The organism is Bradyrhizobium lupini (assembly GCF_040939785.1).
Lineage (GTDB): Bacteria > Pseudomonadota > Alphaproteobacteria > Rhizobiales > Xanthobacteraceae > Bradyrhizobium > Bradyrhizobium canariense_D.
The window spans coordinates 5,739,665-5,757,406 of record NZ_CP162553.1 but is presented as its reverse complement, the minus strand read 5'-3'; the positions used below and the strand labels follow the sequence as shown (position 1 = coordinate 5,757,406).

The 17,742-nt window shown below is 60.1% G+C and carries 11 protein-coding genes and 1 pseudogene; 10 read left to right on the top strand and 2 right to left on the bottom strand.

The window, feature by feature from the left end; translation table 11 throughout:
• The first annotated feature begins 1,841 nt into the window (after positions 1-1,841).
• The 4 genes from AB3L03_RS27290 to AB3L03_RS27275 all read left to right on the top strand — a co-directional run bounded on the left by AB3L03_RS27290 (position 1,842) and on the right by AB3L03_RS27275 (position 6,205).
• Entirely contained in the window at positions 1,842-2,354 is a 513-nt protein-coding gene (locus AB3L03_RS27290; protein WP_083926609.1) for a septal ring lytic transglycosylase RlpA family protein, read from the top strand.
• A 184-nt stretch (positions 2,355-2,538) separates the two neighbouring features.
• Positions 2,539-2,778 (top strand): hypothetical protein, encoded by a 240-nt coding sequence (locus tag AB3L03_RS27285; protein ID WP_368507307.1) that lies wholly within the window; start codon positions 2,539-2,541, stop codon positions 2,776-2,778.
• A gap of 1,300 nt (positions 2,779-4,078) precedes the next feature.
• Positions 4,079-4,864, top strand: a complete 786-nt coding sequence (locus AB3L03_RS27280; RefSeq protein WP_026234034.1) for a hypothetical protein — start codon at positions 4,079-4,081, stop codon at positions 4,862-4,864.
• A gap of 201 nt (positions 4,865-5,065) precedes the next feature.
• Complete coding sequence (locus tag AB3L03_RS27275; protein ID WP_368507306.1) at positions 5,066-6,205, top strand: FAD-dependent oxidoreductase; 1,140 nt, start codon at positions 5,066-5,068, stop codon at positions 6,203-6,205.
• 747 nt (positions 6,206-6,952) lie between these two features.
• Here the strand turns inward: AB3L03_RS27275 and AB3L03_RS27270 are convergent.
• Both AB3L03_RS27270 and AB3L03_RS27265 read right to left on the bottom strand, forming a co-directional pair.
• Complete coding sequence (locus tag AB3L03_RS27270; RefSeq protein ID WP_240543265.1) at positions 6,953-7,750, bottom strand: tetratricopeptide repeat protein; 798 nt, start codon at positions 7,748-7,750, stop codon at positions 6,953-6,955.
• Between the two features lie 23 nt (positions 7,751-7,773).
• Positions 7,774-8,394: a FecR domain-containing protein gene (locus tag AB3L03_RS27265; RefSeq protein WP_368507305.1), complete on the bottom strand. Its 621-nt coding sequence runs from the start codon at positions 8,392-8,394 to the stop codon at positions 7,774-7,776.
• Positions 8,395-8,690: 296 nt separating this feature from the next.
• On the opposite strand from AB3L03_RS27265, the gene AB3L03_RS27260 reads away from it, so the two are divergent.
• The 6 genes and pseudogenes from AB3L03_RS27260 (at position 8,691) to AB3L03_RS27235 (ending at position 16,816) form a co-directional block, all read left to right on the top strand.
• The gene (locus tag AB3L03_RS27260) at positions 8,691-10,904 is read left to right on the top strand and encodes a VCBS domain-containing protein (protein ID WP_247299817.1); all 2,214 of its coding nucleotides are present in this window, start codon (positions 8,691-8,693) and stop codon (positions 10,902-10,904) included.
• 611 nt (positions 10,905-11,515) lie between these two features.
• A pseudogene (locus AB3L03_RS27255) lies at positions 11,516-12,128 on the top strand (FIST N-terminal domain-containing protein); the annotation flags it as partial.
• A 36-nt stretch (positions 12,129-12,164) separates the two neighbouring features.
• A complete protein-coding gene (locus AB3L03_RS27250) occupies positions 12,165-12,674 on the top strand; it encodes an FIST C-terminal domain-containing protein (protein WP_368509082.1) in 510 nt (169 codons plus the stop codon).
• A gap of 5 nt (positions 12,675-12,679) precedes the next feature.
• Positions 12,680-14,425, top strand: a complete 1,746-nt coding sequence (locus tag AB3L03_RS27245) for an ATP-binding protein (RefSeq protein WP_368507304.1) — start codon at positions 12,680-12,682, stop codon at positions 14,423-14,425.
• Between the two features lie 479 nt (positions 14,426-14,904).
• A complete protein-coding gene (locus AB3L03_RS27240) occupies positions 14,905-15,117 on the top strand; it encodes a hypothetical protein (protein WP_085360741.1) in 213 nt (70 codons plus the stop codon).
• Positions 15,118-16,558: 1,441 nt separating this feature from the next.
• On the top strand, positions 16,559-16,816 hold the full coding sequence (locus AB3L03_RS27235) for a DUF1488 family protein (protein ID WP_085350198.1): 258 nt from the start codon (positions 16,559-16,561) through the stop codon (positions 16,814-16,816).
• Positions 16,817-17,742 lie beyond the last annotated feature (926 nt).

Sequence of the window (17,742 nt, the reverse complement as noted above, 5' to 3'; positions counted from 1 at the left end):
CGTTCTGGCGTCTTCATCCGTCGGACTGTCAATTTGATAAACCGCCCGAGCAACGCCGGATAAATCGACCACATACGCAACGTACCGCATGGCAGTTCCCAAGTGCCGGAAGCTACAATACGACTCCGCCAACTGTGGCGGCCTTCGTTTCATCTTACTTTCGAACCTTTGACGAGCGCCGGCTGGTGATCGAGACTTGCTCTTGGACAACCTGCCGCGCCTCCACCTCGCCTGTTGGTTTAGGAGGGCAGGAACTCTCTTTCGGAGGTTCTCTTGCCAGCCATCGCAGTATCCTAGAACAATTTACGAGGCTCCCAAGATCGACCTATGGCTTAGGAACCAACCGGCGCCTACGGACCCGAATACCCGAATATCCGTTTCGGTTGGAGTTCGTTCCGCAATGGGCACCGGGGCGCCCCTTCCCCGGTTGCAGAGAGCCATGCTTGCGCAGGGGTCGAGGCCGTTCCGCGCGACGCGCGCTGCATTCACAAGATCCTCCTTGCGCGAGGATCTGTAATGGCGCGCCTCGCCCCCGCCGAAAGTGGTTCGCTACAGAGGAGGTGGCGCAGGCTTGGATTGATGAGAACGATCGGGAGGGCGTCGGCTTCGAATACGAGGTGATCGGCGCGCCAGCGTGACCTTCATTGGCAAGCCATGTCGCAGAGCCACCGCGCGGCCGCCCGGCGGATAGGATCGAGAGAACAACCCCTCGCGCGTGGCCCAATTGTGCCGAAACATACAGCCAGCCAGGGCGCGCGCGAAAGCTGCGGCGTGGTCATCCGAGGTTCAGGAAGGAACGTCTAAGGTTGGTCAGCGGGGATGGGCTCCGCCGGAGTAGCATGGATGAAATACAAACTTACACTTGCCGCAATAACCGTTCTCGGTGGGGCGGCATTCTCAATTGCAACGGCATCGGCAATGCCCGTTGCTCCGTTGGGACAATCAAACATCGCGAACGTTGAGACGGTAGCTCTGGTTTGCGGCCGGCACGGATGCGTCCGAACTCGCCCGGTCTATCGTCCTGCCTATCGCCGCGGCGTAGTCGTTGTTCGTCGGCCTTATGCCCATCGGTACTATCGGCGGTACTGATCAGAGGTTTCGTTCACGTAAACTGGCGTATCCTACTTGTAAAAAGGCCGCCAACTGAGGCGGCCTTTGGTTCTTTGCTCAACGGTTTTAGTGAAGAGAGAGGACAGCGGCCACGTTAAACGCCAGTAGAACCAGAGCGCATGCGCCAGCTGACAGCAGTCCCTATGTCACCGGCCTCCTTCGCGCATGCATTCCTGTGGGAGAAGTGGTAGCCAACTGCTGAGGTCCGACATTTTCTGGCGTTATTTGGACGTCATCCAACAACTTCGCGAGTTCGTTTCGGAGATTTATGTTCATAGCAATTGCTCCGAGGCAGTTTCGCTGAAGAAGCACGAAAGACGCAAACTGCCGGCGATTAGAATAACACAGAAGAGCCGTGTACGGTTGCGATCCACTGCGAGCGAGGCTGGATAACGCGCGGAGCTTCTTACGCGGCTCGCGGCATCTCGCCCCACGAACTGCCCGTGGCCTGTTCAATGTCCTGCTCGTCTCTATAATCAGGCGAAGTGATTTCGCCACTGAACCGCCAGGTTGACGCTGCTTCGCAAAGCGTGGAGCTCTAGAACGGCTCGCCGGTTCTCGTGAATGCGCTGCAGCGGACTATCTGCTTGTTGCACTGCTTCCACTCTTCGCAATGCAACACATTCAAATCGGTATCAAATCACCTCTCTACACATGAATCCCGATGTGCCGGAACGCGCCTTATGAGTTTGCATTGTTTCTCAGTTTGGTGATTTGTAGTGAGGTCGATCATGCGTCCGCTTTCTGGAATGATCGTGATTGCAGCGGTCTCAATCTGGACGGGGCTTCACGCCGCCCCAGCCGTTGGGCAAACATTCAATGATAGATGGTCCATCGTGCCAGACGCTCACGCCGAGCCCGCTCCTGAAGGACTCGATAAGACAAAGAAGGAGGAGCCGCAAGCGCAACGCCCGAGCGGACAAGAGCCCCTGAAAGATCGTTCAGGCGCTCAATCTTTCAATCGAGTTATTTCCGGAAAAGCCTCCTACTATTCGTATTCCAAAGGCAAGACAGCGAGCGGTTCATCGTTTGATCGGAATCTACTAACCGCGGCGCATCGCCGTCTGCCGTTCGGCACGAGAGTCCGCGTCATTGATCTTGAGACGAACAAGTCGGTGGTGGTTCGTATCACCGACCGCGGACCATGGGTCCGTGGCCGCGTCCTCGACCTCTCGCTGGCGGCTGCGCGCAGCTTGGGGATTACGAATCGTGGCGTGGCTCAGGTTCGTGCTGAGGTGTTGTAGCGGACGACCATGCCCTGCGAAAACACGCGACCGCCGCCCACGCGCCCTTACGTCAATAGTCCGCCTTTTGGCCTGAAACGAATCTGCCGTGTCTCTAAAGAACCCTGACGCTATCGCGGCCCTCGTATCCGTCCTCAGGCTCGTCCACGGAGACGAAGTCGCGCGAACCATGCTCCTGGAGGCTATGAGCCTCGCCACGCTGACGGACACGATGTTCTCCGCGCCGATAGCACATCGCGATGCCGTTCGATACGTCGCGAGTGCCTTAGATGACTTCGCCATTACACCAGAACTTGGTCCCGTCTGGCATCTTCGTTACCTGTATGATGATCAACCCGGCTCATTTCGCGTCGTCGATATGGAGATAGCCACGCCGGCCGGTACGCTGTCCAGCAACGACCTTTGGCTTCGGCTGCCCGTCTAACTTGCAATGCGGACCGTGCTTCGACGATTAGCCGGAGCCCCCTGCCCTACGTGCCGGCCTTGTAGGTCTGGATCGTGCCGGCCGTTATCTCACAGCATGAGAGGGCGCGGCTGCAGCTCATCGATGCCTTTCCCGGCAGGGCTGCGTCTTTACATGCCATGGCCTGAGCCCGGTTGGCCGCGATGATCCAACTGCTCCCGCGCCCGTTCACGTAGGCGAAATTGCGAGATCGGTGACGCCCAGCGAGCTCTGAAATCTTGATCTAACTTGCATCCTGCGTGCAGGCTGGCAGCTCTCTTAAATCCGCGGCGGATCGACCTTCCGAGCACGAACGCGACGAAGAGCGACTGCAAGGAAGATTTTAGAAGCTACAATCGAAACCGGCGTGTGCAGAAAGTATTCGCAGTTGAGCGGCACGAGGCGTGCCAAAGGACACTATGCCCGTCGAAGTCGGAAGAGCCCAGCAGGACAAAGAAGTTCAAATCCTTGCAGGCGGATGTCCACAGTGGCATCACGTATCGCCATTTAGCCGAGTTACCGTAGTTCCTTACTGTAGCTTATTTCTAGAGCCGTCCACGGTTTGCGAAAAATGAACGTCTTCGCGAAAGCTTAGCGCCCAGAGTTCGGAGGAGTGGATATCCTCGGCGCGGCGAGAACCAGGGACCAGTAGCTCGCCCCCTTCCGCGAAAGCGCTCTGCGTTTTTTCCGCGCGGAGCTTGTCACTTCTACGGTTCGAGCCACGTTGACACATTAGATCGCGGGAGCCGCTAGGCTCAGTCGCGCTTGACCCGAAGTGAGGTGTGGGGCTCCCGGCTGACGGTTAGCCTCACAAGCCACCTGCGGAATCCTCCGCGAAAAGTGTGGAGAGGTAGTCTGGAGCGGCCGGATTATGGGCGCGATGATGATGCGCAAGGAGCCCGCGAGCGCGCCCAGGAGGCCGTTCGAGAAGCCGACGGGCGGAGGCGGAAGCCTAGTCCGTCCGCATGGAATGCTACGGGGGCCCTGCGCAGCCCTGCCCGACGATCGATCAATGCTTAGTGGCGGACTCGCCTGGCTGGAGGTTGAGTGCGCCCGCTGCAAGACACGCGAGCCTACCATTCGACGTCATACATCGGCATAAGCACACGCCGCTCTGGAGTTTAGGCGCTTTTTCCTGCCTCGATCAGCCTCGAACTTTCGGCGATCGGACTCATTTGCCGACGGCGCCTTCGCGCGCAGCGCTGGGCCCGAGCGCACAGGCTAAAACTGTGCTAAACAACGAAAGTCAGCACCATCGTCAAGGGTTCACATGGAGCACCAAATGGCTTCCACGCGGGACGACAGCGTCGCGGAACGGCAGATCGCGGAGGAGCTTTCGCACCTGACGCGCAAGGCGGAAGACGGTGCCTCGGTCCAGCCGACCATGGAGACGTCTCGCGCACCGGCAACGAACCATCAACCGACGAAACAGCCCCACGTGGCCTTCGTCTGCTCTCTGTTGGCTGTGTCCTTTGCTGCTTGGTGGTGGTGGTCGTCCTCCGCACAACCGGCGATGAGGGCCCCTTCGGACCCTGCACCCCTGACGCGGGGCCCCCGAGATGCTGCGGCGCCGAAAGACGCGGCGCCGTCTGCAATCGCCCTGGTTTCCGACTTGACGCAGCAGCTGCAGTCGATGACGCGCGATCTCGCTGCCTTGAGGCAAGCAGTCGAACAGCTTAACGTGACGCAAGAGAAATTGGTCCACGACAATGAAAATGTGGCGCGCCAACTCAAGACAGGCCAGGAAGAACTCGCACGTAACAGCCGTGTCATCGACGATGTCAAAGGGATCCAGATCCAGATGGCCCGCGAAAGTCAAACGCTCACCGATCGCCTCAACGCAAACCAGGAGCAACTCGCCCGCGCCACGGCGAACGCCTCAGCACCAAAGGAGATGATGCCTGAAGGTACGAACGCAATCCCAGAAAAGCCACAGGTCATGCAGGAAGTACCATTGCCGCGTCCACGGCAGTCGGCCAATGTTGCCCAGGCGCCAAAGCCGGCGCCAATTGCCAGACCGCAAGCTATAAAACCGCAACCGTCGTTATCGTGGCCATGGTCGCGCTAAGCCGCGACCGACCTGCTCCTGCGGCCGAAACTAAAGCTATGGAGACGGGCGCCGTTGACTGCGGCTCCTATTCAGACTTCGGATCTGGCCCGCTGTCGCCCCGCGGTCCCTTTCGCTACGTAATCGCCCTCCCGTAGACCTTGTAAACCCGCGAAATCATCAGGATGATCGGCGAGCCGTAGCATCGCTCGCGAGGCCTTCATGCGAAAATGCGAAGTCGCCGTGCTGGGTCTAGGACTCATGGGCGGAGCAGCGCTCAACTCATTGTTGGATGCCGGCGTCGATGCGCTCGGCTTCGACCCTGTCGGACCCGGTTCGGATCGAGGCTCGTCACATGGTTCATGTCGAATTTTCCGTCGCTTCAATTTCGAAAACCCCAACTACACCAGCCTGAGCGACGAGGCTCATGCCGGTTGGATCCGGCTGCAGGCCGAAAGCCGTCAAACGGTTCTGACGGAAACCCCTGTTTTGGAGGCAGGCCTCCCCGGCTCTGCGATGGTGGCGTCGTCACGCGCGGCCGCGATCGCGAAAGGGCGCCCTGATCCGATGTTGACCGCGACCGTAGCGAACAAGGAATTTCCGGCTTTCGCCCTGCCCGACGACTGGGACGTCGTAGTACAAGACGGTGGCGCGATACTGCGGACCGGTGTCGTCATGAGACTGATGCGCTCACGCGCCGGCAACCGTGTGATTCCGGAACGCGCGAGCTTCACGCCGCACCACGACGTCGTATCGATCCGCACGGTGACCGAAGAGTTCTTCGCCGAGCGCGCGATTCTGGCGCTGGGTCCATGGCTCGGTCGCGCACTCCCGACATTGGGCGCGCTGCTCAACGTGACCCGACAGGCGGTCGGCTGGTTCAAGCCGACCCGCCCTGACACTGTGGCGCTCGGTCGTTTCCCGATCTTCATTCTGGACCGAGGTCCGAACGACGTGGTCTACGGCTTTCCGGACTTCGAACAGCGCGGCGTCAAAGCGGCGCCTCACAACCACGGGCCCGTGGTCGGCCCCGACGACTGGGGTCCGCAGGCCACCGAGGCCGAACTCCGCCCGGTCGGCGATGCGTTGGCGGCCCTTGTCCCGGGCGCGGCCGGGCCAATCATCGATCGAGACGTCTGCCTCTACACCAACACCGTGCCCGCCGACCGCCTGCCCGATGCGGGCGAGGAATTCATCATCGATCGCTGGCCGGATTCCCGCCTAATCGTCTGCTCCGCGTGTTCAGGCCATGGTGCGAAGTTCGCGCCTGCCATCGGGCAAAGGCTTGCCCGACTGGCCACCGATCCGTCCTACGAAGCAGAGTCCTTCTTTCAGCTTTCCCGATATTCTCAATTCGCCTGAGCGGATATCGCGGCCTGGCCGGATCGGCTACGTGACCCTCGCGGTGTCGCTGGCCGATATGTTCTGCGCCGGCGAGCTTCGGCGCGGGACCTCCGAATTCGCGCGCGAAGACTATTGAAGCGCGAATTGAGCCTTGAGCCGTGGTGTGAATCGGCGTGGCCCCGCTGATCGGCACGATAAGTCTCTGATTCACATCACATTGGAGGGGGCATGCTTCGATGCCGATTCACATCCCGGCCTTCCGCCGACCTGCACGCTCGTCGGCCGGACGTGCCGCGGTGGTCTCGCAGCGGCGAGCAAATCTGTAGCTTGTAACCGTAGTTAGTCACGTCAACCGCGCCTCACCCCACCGAAAATTTTAGAATCCTCAACGCCTTTGTCATTCCCGTTTGGAGGAGCGGTGATCCTCGGGTAGGCGGGATACGTACTCGTCCACATTCCGGACCAGCGGAGCACTGATAAGATTTTGCGTATTACCTTATCAGTTGGCCAACTGACTCCGCTTCGTATGAAAGCTTATCAGTCGATCAACTGACCCTGTTTTGACTCGAAAGCTGATGAGTTCGCCATCTGGCTCTGTTTCGTACGTCTGCTTATCGGTTTTGTAGGAAGCAGAACCGTTTAGCATTTTTCGGGTGTCGCTCGCTGGAGGGAAAAATCAATACAAAAACTGCTCGACTGCTGCAGCTCAGGTTCTCTCGGTAGGGCAGAGATGGCATTCTCCGACGGGCACGCGTTGAGGACGGACTACGGTACGCCGTAGCGCGCGAATTCCTCGGCGATGTCGCCCCGGACAGCTTTCGCGGCCGCGACATCGGCTTCTCCCGAAGCCGTCTCGCCGCGGCGGATCTTTGCCCGGCCGCGACCGTACAGCGCGGCGGCGAGCGTGGGGTCGATGCGTAGCGCGGCGTCGTAGTCGGCGATGGCCGCATCGGTCCGTCCAGCCTTGAGGTGGGCGAGCGCGCGGGAATCGTAGGTCGCAGCCGTATGCGCGCCCGACCCGATCGCCTTGTCGCAGGCTTCCACCGCGCCTTGCGGGTCGCCCGTGCTCGCCCGGATCCAGCAAAGGCCGCTCCAAGCCACTTCCATGTCGGCGTTCAGACGAGTCGCGGCGGTGTAGTCGCTTTCGGCGCGTACGAGATCGCCCTTCTTCAGCCAGGCCTGGGCGCGGTTGACGAAGGCGGCGGGGTATGCCGGCTGGAGGGCGATGGCTCGGTCGAAATCCTCCATCGCGGCGTCGTAGTCGCCCGTCCTCAGTCTCGCCGCGCCGCGGTTGTTGACGGGCTTGGCGAAGGTCGGATCGATGCCTATGGCCGCCTCGAAGTCGGCGACAGCGCGGTCGTAGTCGACCTTCGCTGCGTAGGCGATGCCGCGGTTGTTGTGGGCGATGGCCAAGGCCTGTGGCCCGCCACGGCCGGCTGCGATGAAGGCAGAGCAGGCCTCGATCCTCCGGTCGGGGGACGAAGCGGCGTTGCAGAGCTCGACGTTCCGGAATTGACCTTCCGGCTTCTGCGCCGACGCGGGGGCGGCCAGCAGCAGGATCATAACTGGCGCCGTCCCGAAGACCTTCAGCATCCCCGGCAGATGCCGAGAGCGCGGTCGGCCCTCCGCTGCCGGGGAGGCGCAACGGTCGGACCGGCCTTCCGCTTCATGACCGCATCCTTGCCCTCCTCGATCAGGGTGGCGAACTTGACCGTGCCGTCGTCCGAAATCTCGATGTGGGGCGTGGTGCCCCGGATCCCCAACGTCGCCACCGGCGTGTCCACCTTCATGCTCCCGGTCTTGGCGACGCTGCCGGCGACGAAGGTGAAGGTGCCTCTGGTCAGGCTGATCAGGGTTGAATTGTCGTTGCCGTCCGGATCGTAGACGAACTCGCTCATTTCCATGCTGGCGTTACTCGACAGGCTGAAGGAGCTGCCGTCGGCGAAATTGATACCGAGGCGCCCGTCGGCGCCCGTCCTGACGACGTCGCCCCGATAGACTGGATCGCCGACCTTCGCGCTGGCCCCGTTCTCGGACAGTCTCGCCTGCACAACCGCGGCATCGATATGCTCGATCACTGCCTTGCCAGCGACGGTCACGACCTTGCCGATTGGCTTGACGTCCTGCGCCCGAAGCGGCGCAGGCGGATACGCCACTGCAACGAGCAAAAGGCAGAGAAGTCCTGCGACCGTCCTTAGTCCGTGCATGCGTCCGCTCCCGTCCGTGAAGAGCCCGCTTCGGCGGAATGATGCCAGAGCGCGCCCGGCGCACCATACCGCATGTTGCGACCGCCACTCTTTAGTCGCAACGGACGATGGTCCCGACCGCTCAGCGCCAACAAAAGAGCGCATTTGCGCGCACTCAGTCAACATTTCGTGAAGGGGTCTCGGGATGACAAAGCGTAGTCTGATGCGCAAAACCGGACACCTCGGCGGGTGGACTCACACGCGATCCATGGGTCCGGCCGCTTCGGCGGAAGCGGGCAGCATGCGAGGCGTTCAAGATGTCGCTCGCACGTGTCTTCACCGGTCTTTGGCCGGCGCAGAACCAACGCAGTCCGTCGTCCGTCCGCGGCGGGCGCGCTGTAGAGTCGGCGGTTGTCGCGAGACTCGGATGGGCCGGAGCGCTGTCTTTCGTCCCGTTGATCCTGACGGCGCTGAAAGAAGCGTGGGCCGCCGATCCCGATCTCGCGTTGTTCGACGATGCCTCCATCACCTACAAGGGCTTCGAGCATGGCACCTTCGAACTCATCACGAAGGAGGCGGTGCCGCGCCACATCATCGTGGACGATCCCGGGCAGACGGTCATCCTCAGCAAGACCGGATCGTCCGTCAGCTTCGCGCAGGTCGCCAACAACGCTTCGCGGATGGAGGACCTGCAGAGCCGGCAGCAGGACGTGCTCGACAACTACTCGAAGGACCATGGGCCGTCCGGATCCGGCACGCCTCCGGGCGAAGCGGTCGATCAGACGCTGCAGCCGATCGATTTCCACGCGCCGGACGGGCCCAATCCACAACATGCCCTTCCCGGGCTGGTGGTGCCGGCCAGCTTCGTGCCGGATGGGCCGTTGATCCATTCGCCACCGACACTGACGCTCGGGTCGGGCCCCGTCGAGATCGACACAGTCGCGTTCGATGAGTTCTCGGCGAGCAGCGGCAGCTTCTCGGCCACGAGCTTCGGCTCCGGCACGACCCCGACCTTCGGCATCGCGGGCGGCGCGATCGGCGCTTTCACCGTCGCGGGCGCAAGCTACGACGTCGAGAAGGCCGGCTCCTTCGGAATCCTGTACTTGAACAGCGGGACCGGCGCCTACGCCTACGTACCGAACAACGACGCTATCAACGCGTTGAAGGCGCCGAACGCCGACAGCTTCACGATCACGGCGTCCGACGACTTTGCCTCGGCAAGCCAAACCTTCACGATCGACATCGCCGGCACCGACGACGCGGCAGCGATAAGCGGCGAGACCGGCGGATCCGTCGCCACGATCGCCATGACTGCCGCCGCAATCGCGGCGGCGGCCATGGCGCACCACGTCCCAACCGCGACCGGCAAACTCGCCGACACCGATGTCGACGATCCGGCCAACACGTTTACGGCGGTGAGTTCTCCGCATGCCAGCGACAAAGGCTATGGCAGCTTTACGATGACGTCCGACGGGCACTGGACCTATGCGCTGGATTCCGCCAGCGCCGCGGTGCTGGCGCTAACGGCGGGCCAGACCCTGACAGACACCTTCACCGTGACCACCATCGGCGGCACGCCGCAGGTCGTCACGATGACCATCCAAGGCGCCGACGATCCGGCCGTCATCTCCGGGGACACGCATGGTCGCGTGGTCGAAGCAGGCGGAGCCGACAATTCCGCGCAGGGCGTCCCAACCGCGTGCGGCCTTTTGACCGCCACCGACGTCGACGGCCCGTCGAACGCGTTCGATCCCGTCAAATGTCCGGAGCCGAGCGACCACGGTTACGGCAGCTTCACCATGACCGCGGATGGGCACTGGACCTTCGCGCTCGACAACGGCAACTGCGCGGTGCAGGCGCTGAACGCAGGTCAATCGCTGACTGACGATTTCACCGTGAGGGCCGCGGACGGTACGGCACAGACGGTGACGGTCACCATCGAGGGCGCCAACGACGCCGCGGTCGTCTGCGGCGATATTTGCGGACGCGTGACCGAGCCAAGCAATTCCTGCGAACCCCCGCCAAGCGCCAGCGGCACCTTGTCCGAGCGGGACGTCGACAATCCCGACGACACCTTCACGGCCACGACATGTCCGCAGGCGAGCGACCACGGCTACGGCAGTTTCACGATGACGACCTGCGGCACGTGGACATATGTCCTCAACCCCGACAATCCCGCGGTCCAGGCCTTGAGGTCTTGTGACGCGCTGACCGACACCTTCACCGTGACCACGATCGACGGCACGCCGCAGATCGTGACCGTGGTCATTCAGGGCGCCGACGACCAAGGCTTTGACAACCGGGCCGAGCCCGCGTTCCATTTCGAGGCGGGTGCGGAACAGCAGCATGCCAGCTCGACGCCCCCGGCGGTCACTTCCTCGGTACCCGTCGCCGCGCTCAATCCGGAGTACGATTCCGCCGCGGCCGCATGGCCCCATCCGGCCGATGAGGCGCCGGAGGGTTGGCGTTTCGACGGGGAGGCTGCTGGCAAGGGCGGACAGCTACCCTTCCAACACGATCTGATCCTCTGAGAGCCGCCGACGCCTTCGTTGCGTCCGGCTGATTGGCGTTTTCCGGGGCGCTCCCATGGCTGCGCCGATCACATTCATGGACCCGCACCGCCATCAGCTGCACGGCCATCAAGAAGCTGCACGGCCATCAAGAGCCATGAAGGGGCGCTACTTCATTTCCGCTCCGAGGCACGATAATAATGAGTCATTGTAAACCTCCAAGATCATACTCGGAAAGGCGACAGGAGCAGCACTTGCAGGATTCGCGATGTCCGCTTCGGGTCAATCCGTCGGTCGGCCGTTCGGTTGACCACTTCTCGTCGGCCCGACAGCAGACATTCGCATCAGGCCGCCGCTCCGAAAAAAGGTCCAGCCGACCACGGCTCGATCGCGGATAGCTGTCCGCTTTGGGTCGCCAGAAGGAAAGCGTCCCGACTAAAGCGTTACGACACCCCGAACCAACTTCGGCTTTTAACCTTTGATTACCGACGGTGAGAATTGGCAGATTGCAGAGTAAAAGCCCCAAAAGGTTTACGTCACTTTGCCGCCTCGAGGCCCCTTGATATTTTCGAGCTACTTGGAACTTATCCTTTCGGAGGTTGTTTACTGCTGTTGTCTAAGTGGGGGAAACAATGAAAGCGTCGGTAGTCTCGACGGATTCGAGCGATAGCTCGACTGCAGGCGAATTTCTGGCCACCGAAATACGAAGATCCCTAAGCACACCGCCTGCTGCCTTGGTGTTATTTGCAGCTCCTCAGCATGACCACGGAGCGATACTTTCTGCCATAAAAAAGGAGCTGCCCGATACCATCGTTGTTGGAGCTTCATCTGCCGGCGAGTTTACGAATGTGAGCAGTGGTCAAGGCTTGGCGTGTGCACTGGGGTTGGTGGGCGACGATGTGGTCTTCTCATATAGTGTTGGACGTAACCTCGCGATGGATGCCACTGCGGCAGCCCAGGAGATAGTTTCGAGGTTTACACCAACACCGCCCGGACGATTTCCGTTTCGGGCTGCTCTCGTTCTAGCTGATGCTCTAGCTGGGCATGCTGATATTTTAGTAGATCAGTTGACGTTAGCTACAGCCGGTCAGTATCAGTTTTTTGGTGGAGGAGCGGGGGGACAACGCTCAATTTCAAAAGACCACTGTATTTTGTGGAGAAGAAGTTTTGTCCGACGCCGCGGTGGCATTGGAGATTCTCTCCTCGAAGCCGATCGGCGTGGGTGTTAGTCACGGCTGGAAACCTGCGTCCCGAGCCTATCGCGTCACGGCGAGCGACGGCATGAAAGTGATAAGCCTTGATGGGTTTCCAGCGATCGAAGCATTCGTAGAACACGCGGAAGAGACTCATCAGAACTTGGATCGGAAAGAACCGTTACCATTCTTCCTGCACAATATTATTGGGGTTGATAGCGGAGCTGAACATCGCTTGCGTGTTCCTCTGGCTGTGGATGAGGAAGGCGCAGTTGTGTGCGCCGCTGAGGTCCCCGTTGGTTCAGTTGTAAGAATTATGAAGACTAGCACGGCATCCGCAGTTTCTGCCGCGAAGCAGGCTGCAAATGCTGCTTTGGATGCATTAGGCGGCCCCCCAGCGGCGGCCCTTTTCTTTGATTGCGTCGCTACTCGCCTCCGTATGGGAGACGAGTTCGGGTTGGAACTCTCAAGCCTGCAAGAACGATTTTCGGAAGTGCCGTTGACGGGGTGTAACACCCACGGTCAAATCGCCCGAGCGGAGGGGCAGTTCAGTGGCTTTCACAACTGCACTGCAGTCGTTTGCGTATTTCCCGAGTAGGTCACTTGAAGGATGACGGGGCTCATCTTTTAAGTGGTTTTGCCAACGCCAACGGGAGGCGAGAAGCTGCCGCGCGATTAGCCAAGTTTATGGGAGGCGATGCTTTCCTCATTTTCTTGAAGGATGAAGAAACGGGGAGTTTTACGCCAGCTCAGGGATTTGACCAGCGCCTGCCTGGCGGCCCGTCTTGGCGAGCGTTTTTGAAGCAAGCATCAAGCTGCTGTGAGTTCTTCGGAGAGGTAGCATTTCCCGACGCTAACACGCTCGTTCCCGCGGTCGCTCGTTCGACCCCTGCGGCAATCCTGGTATTTGTCGGCAGGAACTTGTCTATCCCTTGGAATGATATCAGATCGAGCCTTCCGCTTTTAATTGAACTACTAAAGACTGAAGCGCGGGTTCATATGGCCCTAGCGCGCGCAAGTTCTGCCACGGAGGCGGCTACTCACGCAACGCATCTTGCGAGAGCACTCGATGGTGCGCGTAAAGATGTGTCCGCTACGTCCTTAAAGCTACAGCAACTCAATGCGACGCTGGAACAGCGTGTAGCGGAAGAAATCGCGCGTCGAACGGAGGCCGAAGCAGCGCTGCGCCAAGCTCAAAAGCTTGAGGCCATCGGTCAGCTTACCGGCGGTGTTGCACACGACTTTAACAACCTGCTTACGGTGATCATGGGTGGTCTTGATACGATCGGACGGCAGATCGCAAGCATGTCCGATGCGCCACAGTTTGGGCGCATCATGCGAGCGCAGGCGATGGCGCATCATGCATCCCAGCGCGCGGCCACACTCACCGCCCGCTTGCTAGCTTTTTCACGTCGCCAACCGCTGGATCCAAAGTCCATTGATGTAGATCGCTTGCTCGGGGGAATGAGCGAACTGCTCAAGAGCACTTTAGGAGAGCAAATCAGGATCGAGATAGTTGGCAATGCCGGTTTGTGGAGCGCCTTTGCTGACGCATCGGAACTAGAACATGGCATCCTCAATCTGGCGGTTAACGCGCGGGATGCAATGCCCGGCGGCGGACGACTTACAATCGAGACCGGCAACACCTGGCTGGATGATGAGTATGTTGCCGCACTCCCAGAACCCGTGCCTCCCGGCCAATACGTTTTGGTTGCTGTCACCGACACTGGAACCGGAATGGATAAGGCAACCCTGGATCGCGTGTTCGAGCCGTTCTTCACGACTAAGGAGGTCGGCAAAGGAACTGGGCTGGGGCTAAGTCAAGTTTACGGGTTCGTGCGACAGACGGGTGGCCACATTAGGATTTATAGCGAACCGGGGCATGGCACGACGGTCAAACTCTATCTTCCTCGGTCCAAGACTGAACCCGACAAGCAGGAAGATCGCAGTATTCCGACAGCAACAATGTTACGGGGGAATGAGGCCATCCTCGTTGTGGAAGATCATGACGATTTGCGCGCGTATTCATCCGGTGTGCTCCGCGATCTCGGATATCAAGTTTTCGAAGCAGCCGACGCGGCATCAGCGATTGCTTTCCTTGAATCATCTCGCACCATCGATCTTCTCTTCACCGACGTCGTGCTCCCGGATGGCCTTCACGGACGTAACATCGCAGATCGGGCTAGAAGGTTGCATCCAATGATCAAGGTGCTGTTCACGACGGGCTACACACGGAATGCGATAGTCCACAACGGTCGACTTGATGCGGGGGTCAACTTGTTGAGCAAGCCATTTTCCTTTCGCGGTCTGGCGGAGAAAGTACGAAGAATTCTTGACGAACAAACATGACTGAAATCGGATCGAGGCTATTCATTTGCCCGCCTTCGGATGGGTGCCGTCCTTCTCCTCCCGAAGTTGATCGTTTTCCAGATGCCGGAATGCTCAAATCCTCTGCGGAATCGCGAGACAAAATATTCGCCATCATTCGTCCAATAATTTCGGGGTTGCATGCGCAACGACTTACGCGAGACGTATCTGTTTGAAGCCAGGCCAGTTCTGAAATGGCGCTTGCATTTTCAGTGCGAGTCTAATCCGCTGAACCGCAGCCTCCCCTTCACGGTTTCATCGGAAGCAGCCGTTATCGGCCGGCCGGGCAAGCCTTCCGGAATGGATAGGACACTGCCATCTGATTCCCCGCGCTGCCCATCAACGTCCTTCGCCGCTGCGATCTCAAGTCGGTCGCAGAAAGTTGCGCGGGTGCGTCGGCTCTTCTTGACTTCGCAACCGTAGCCTACTCAACTGAGAGCAGTGATGTTGCGAGGTGCGTCATGGAGCAGGAATTCTACCAGGGTCTCGCGCAGCGGGTCCGCGCCATCGCCCCGAAGGCCGATCCGTTCACCCGCCGTCGATGGCTGGATCTCGCCAAGCGATACGATGCGAAGGGCAACCCGGCGTCCCGGTCCGGAGCAAGCGAGCGGCCGCTCCCGGGGCCGCGCACAACGCCACCGCCATCGATCTTCTCCGGACCGGGCGAGGCCTGAGGCACCGGCGCCAGCAGCCACCTCAAAGGCCGTTTGTGATGAGATCACTCTCACCCGCTCCACGAACTCGGCCGGGAATCAAGAGTGCCAGCAGTGCCCCCAAATCGAAAATGAGAATTGAGAATATGCTGAAAGCAGCACTCTCCAGGAACGCCGGGGGAGAGGGTGCGATGCCGGAGGCACAGAGCGGAATCAGCCGGCGGATTCGCATTTGAAGCAGCGCCGCGTCGAGGGCGCGTTGCAATTGCAACTTTCGGCTTCTTGCAACCCGGACAGGCGGGAGTGGAGCGCGGCATCGGGTTCGAGACGCAGGAGCCGTGCAGAGAATTTAGCTGAAGGGATTCGACGCGCTGGCTAACTCAGGAGAACTTCGAATATGATCCTGCGGAGGCTTCCGTGGCAAGCCTTTCGGCCTGTTCGGCGAGTACGGGCCCGCTGATTGCGTATCCGGGATCAGTCTAAGCCCCACTGCGAAGACAAGGGCGCACCGGGCCGGACGGACACGCTGAAGATAAAGTTCAAGGACTTCGGGATCATCACCCCCAGCGGTCTGTCTCCGTGGTGGTCTCGAGCAGACACGACCTCGAGCGCTGTCCATCGCACTGCATCAAAACGCGAGGCCGCTTCCCAGGCTGGTCCGGCTGTTGGACGTCTCACTCTCCTCGCTGCAAGGGGAGGGCTTGGCAGAGCCGCAGTTTGGCCTGCCGATCTGATGATGGAAGCCACTAACTTCCCTAGGCAGCCGCGCGGGTTCGATGCAGCGGGAGGGCCATCAGGTGTCCTGAGATCGACCTTCGCGCCGAGACTGCTCATGTCACATTCGACGTGAATAAAGGTGATGCAATCGCGGCTGCTCTAAGCTAATTTCAGTGCTACGGCGCCACGCAAGAGTGCCACACAAAAACAGATCGCCGGACCGAAAACATCAATAAAATCAATGAAAAGCAGGATTGTAATCATAGTTCAATCCTGTCTGGCAGCACCAGCTAATTCAAACACTTACCTCCATCGTGCTCTCCGCAAAATTCGCGCCGGAAGCACCCCGGAAGCACGGTGAGCGGATCTTCGCCGCTCACCGATGCCTCGTGCAGCAATCAGTGGAGCTGCAGGAGCTTCTACGACTGTTGCTCGGCACAGAAAGGCAGTCGCCTTCCTGCGCCAACGTCGGTCCGGCAGATAGGCCGACGGCAGGAAAAGTTCTGGTCATCGCAATATTCCGTCGGACCTGGTTGAGCTGATTCCCGCTTCGGTTGTATCGCATTCTCCTGAGAGATGGCGCCACAACCTTGGCCGGCTATCCCCTGAAAGAGCAAAATAGGATCGACGGGCGGAGTCGATACTTGGCATCTCGCGGCCCCGAGTCCGGAGTTCGAAATACCCCTACCCCTACCCCTGACCCATCCGGCGATTTCGCTGAGGGGCGCCTGAAGCTCTATTCACGATGTTCGGCGCCGAGGACCGTATTGGTTGCAGGGTCGAATGGACAGCCTTGCGCGAACGTGCCGCCGCCGACCGCGCCGATCCGAATGATATTGCCGGCACGGTCAAAAGGCATCGGTCGACCATCGAGCAGATCGCAAGCGATCAGTACGACGACGGGCAACGAAATCCCGGTCGTTCGGACCGAGCAGCTCGTGCCGGCCGGCGGACGGCCCAACGACCGGACCGCGGCTCAAGCAGCGACACCCTGACGCAGTGAGCCTGACGTATCAGTCGGCTATTTTATCTGTGGTAGTCTTTTACTTTTACTACTCGCGATCTTTTGCTCTGACGCCGTCCTGATAGTGCCTTTTTTGTGCTGGGGAGGACATTTATGCGAGGCTCTCGCGCAATCCTTTACGTCGAACAACTTAGCGAACTCACTTCTCAGCTCTCAGAATTGGAAGATCTTCGAGGTCTGGTCGAAGAAGCAGAGCGTCACGCCCGCGGTGTGCCCCCATTTCGCTTCACACGCCCTACTTCGCGCCGCCTTCGAAGTCGCAAACCGAGCGCCCTCTCTGTCCCATTCCGCCGCCTCACGCCACCAAGCTGGAACGCAGGAGCTCTCAGCCCTCCTGACAACGACAACCAAATCGATCGGACCTTGCTTGAGCCATTCCCCGATGGATGATGGGCTTCCCCCTGAGCCGCTCCAAGCGCGACCTTGACGAACAGATCGATCCATGGTGACAGCCGCGCAAGAGGCGTCAAAGGTCCTTGCCGATCGCATCTTGGAACAATGCCCTTTCCACCCTGATTTGCCGGTCCATAAGATGGCTCGTGAGCATTGTGGCGGCGTTCTTGATCTGCCTCTTTATCTATGCCGGGTCCGTCTTCGTTGCGGCCTTGAGCCTAGTTTCGGCCGTGCGAAGCGGAGATGCCGCTGAGGTGATGGCCGTACGAATTTGCCGCGCATCCGGCATTCGATCGTCGACCAGCCACAATTTTTGGTCCGCGCTGCGCACGGGGAACGACCCCGGTCGTCCCGGGGCTGGCGCCGGACGCGCCGGGGCCGCCCGACGTGCCACCGAAGCAGCGCGCCGTTGCCATCTTGCTTCCGGCAATAACTAGCTGGTGTATCATTTGATAGAACGGGCGCTAAATCCCGCTTCCCTCTTTCGAATGAATCCTCGGAGATGCCAGAAC

Coding starts and splice junctions, on each gene's coding strand:
- AB3L03_RS27260 (WP_247299817.1), top strand. CDS start 8,691: ATGTCGCTCGCACGTGTCTTCACCGGTCTTTGGCCGGCGCAGAACCAA.
- AB3L03_RS27240 (WP_085360741.1), top strand. CDS start 14,905: ATGGAGCAGGAATTCTACCAGGGTCTCGCGCAGCGGGTCCGCGCCATC.
- AB3L03_RS27250 (WP_368509082.1), top strand. CDS start 12,165: ATGAAAGTGATAAGCCTTGATGGGTTTCCAGCGATCGAAGCATTCGTA.
- AB3L03_RS27275 (WP_368507306.1), top strand. CDS start 5,066: ATGCGAAAATGCGAAGTCGCCGTGCTGGGTCTAGGACTCATGGGCGGA.
- AB3L03_RS27265 (WP_368507305.1), bottom strand. CDS start 8,394: ATGCACGGACTAAGGACGGTCGCAGGACTTCTCTGCCTTTTGCTCGTT.
- AB3L03_RS27280 (WP_026234034.1), top strand. CDS start 4,079: ATGGCTTCCACGCGGGACGACAGCGTCGCGGAACGGCAGATCGCGGAG.
- AB3L03_RS27290 (WP_083926609.1), top strand. CDS start 1,842: ATGCGTCCGCTTTCTGGAATGATCGTGATTGCAGCGGTCTCAATCTGG.
- AB3L03_RS27285 (WP_368507307.1), top strand. CDS start 2,539: ATGAGCCTCGCCACGCTGACGGACACGATGTTCTCCGCGCCGATAGCA.
- AB3L03_RS27235 (WP_085350198.1), top strand. CDS start 16,559: ATGTTCGGCGCCGAGGACCGTATTGGTTGCAGGGTCGAATGGACAGCC.
- AB3L03_RS27270 (WP_240543265.1), bottom strand. CDS start 7,750: ATGATCCTGCTGCTGGCCGCCCCCGCGTCGGCGCAGAAGCCGGAAGGT.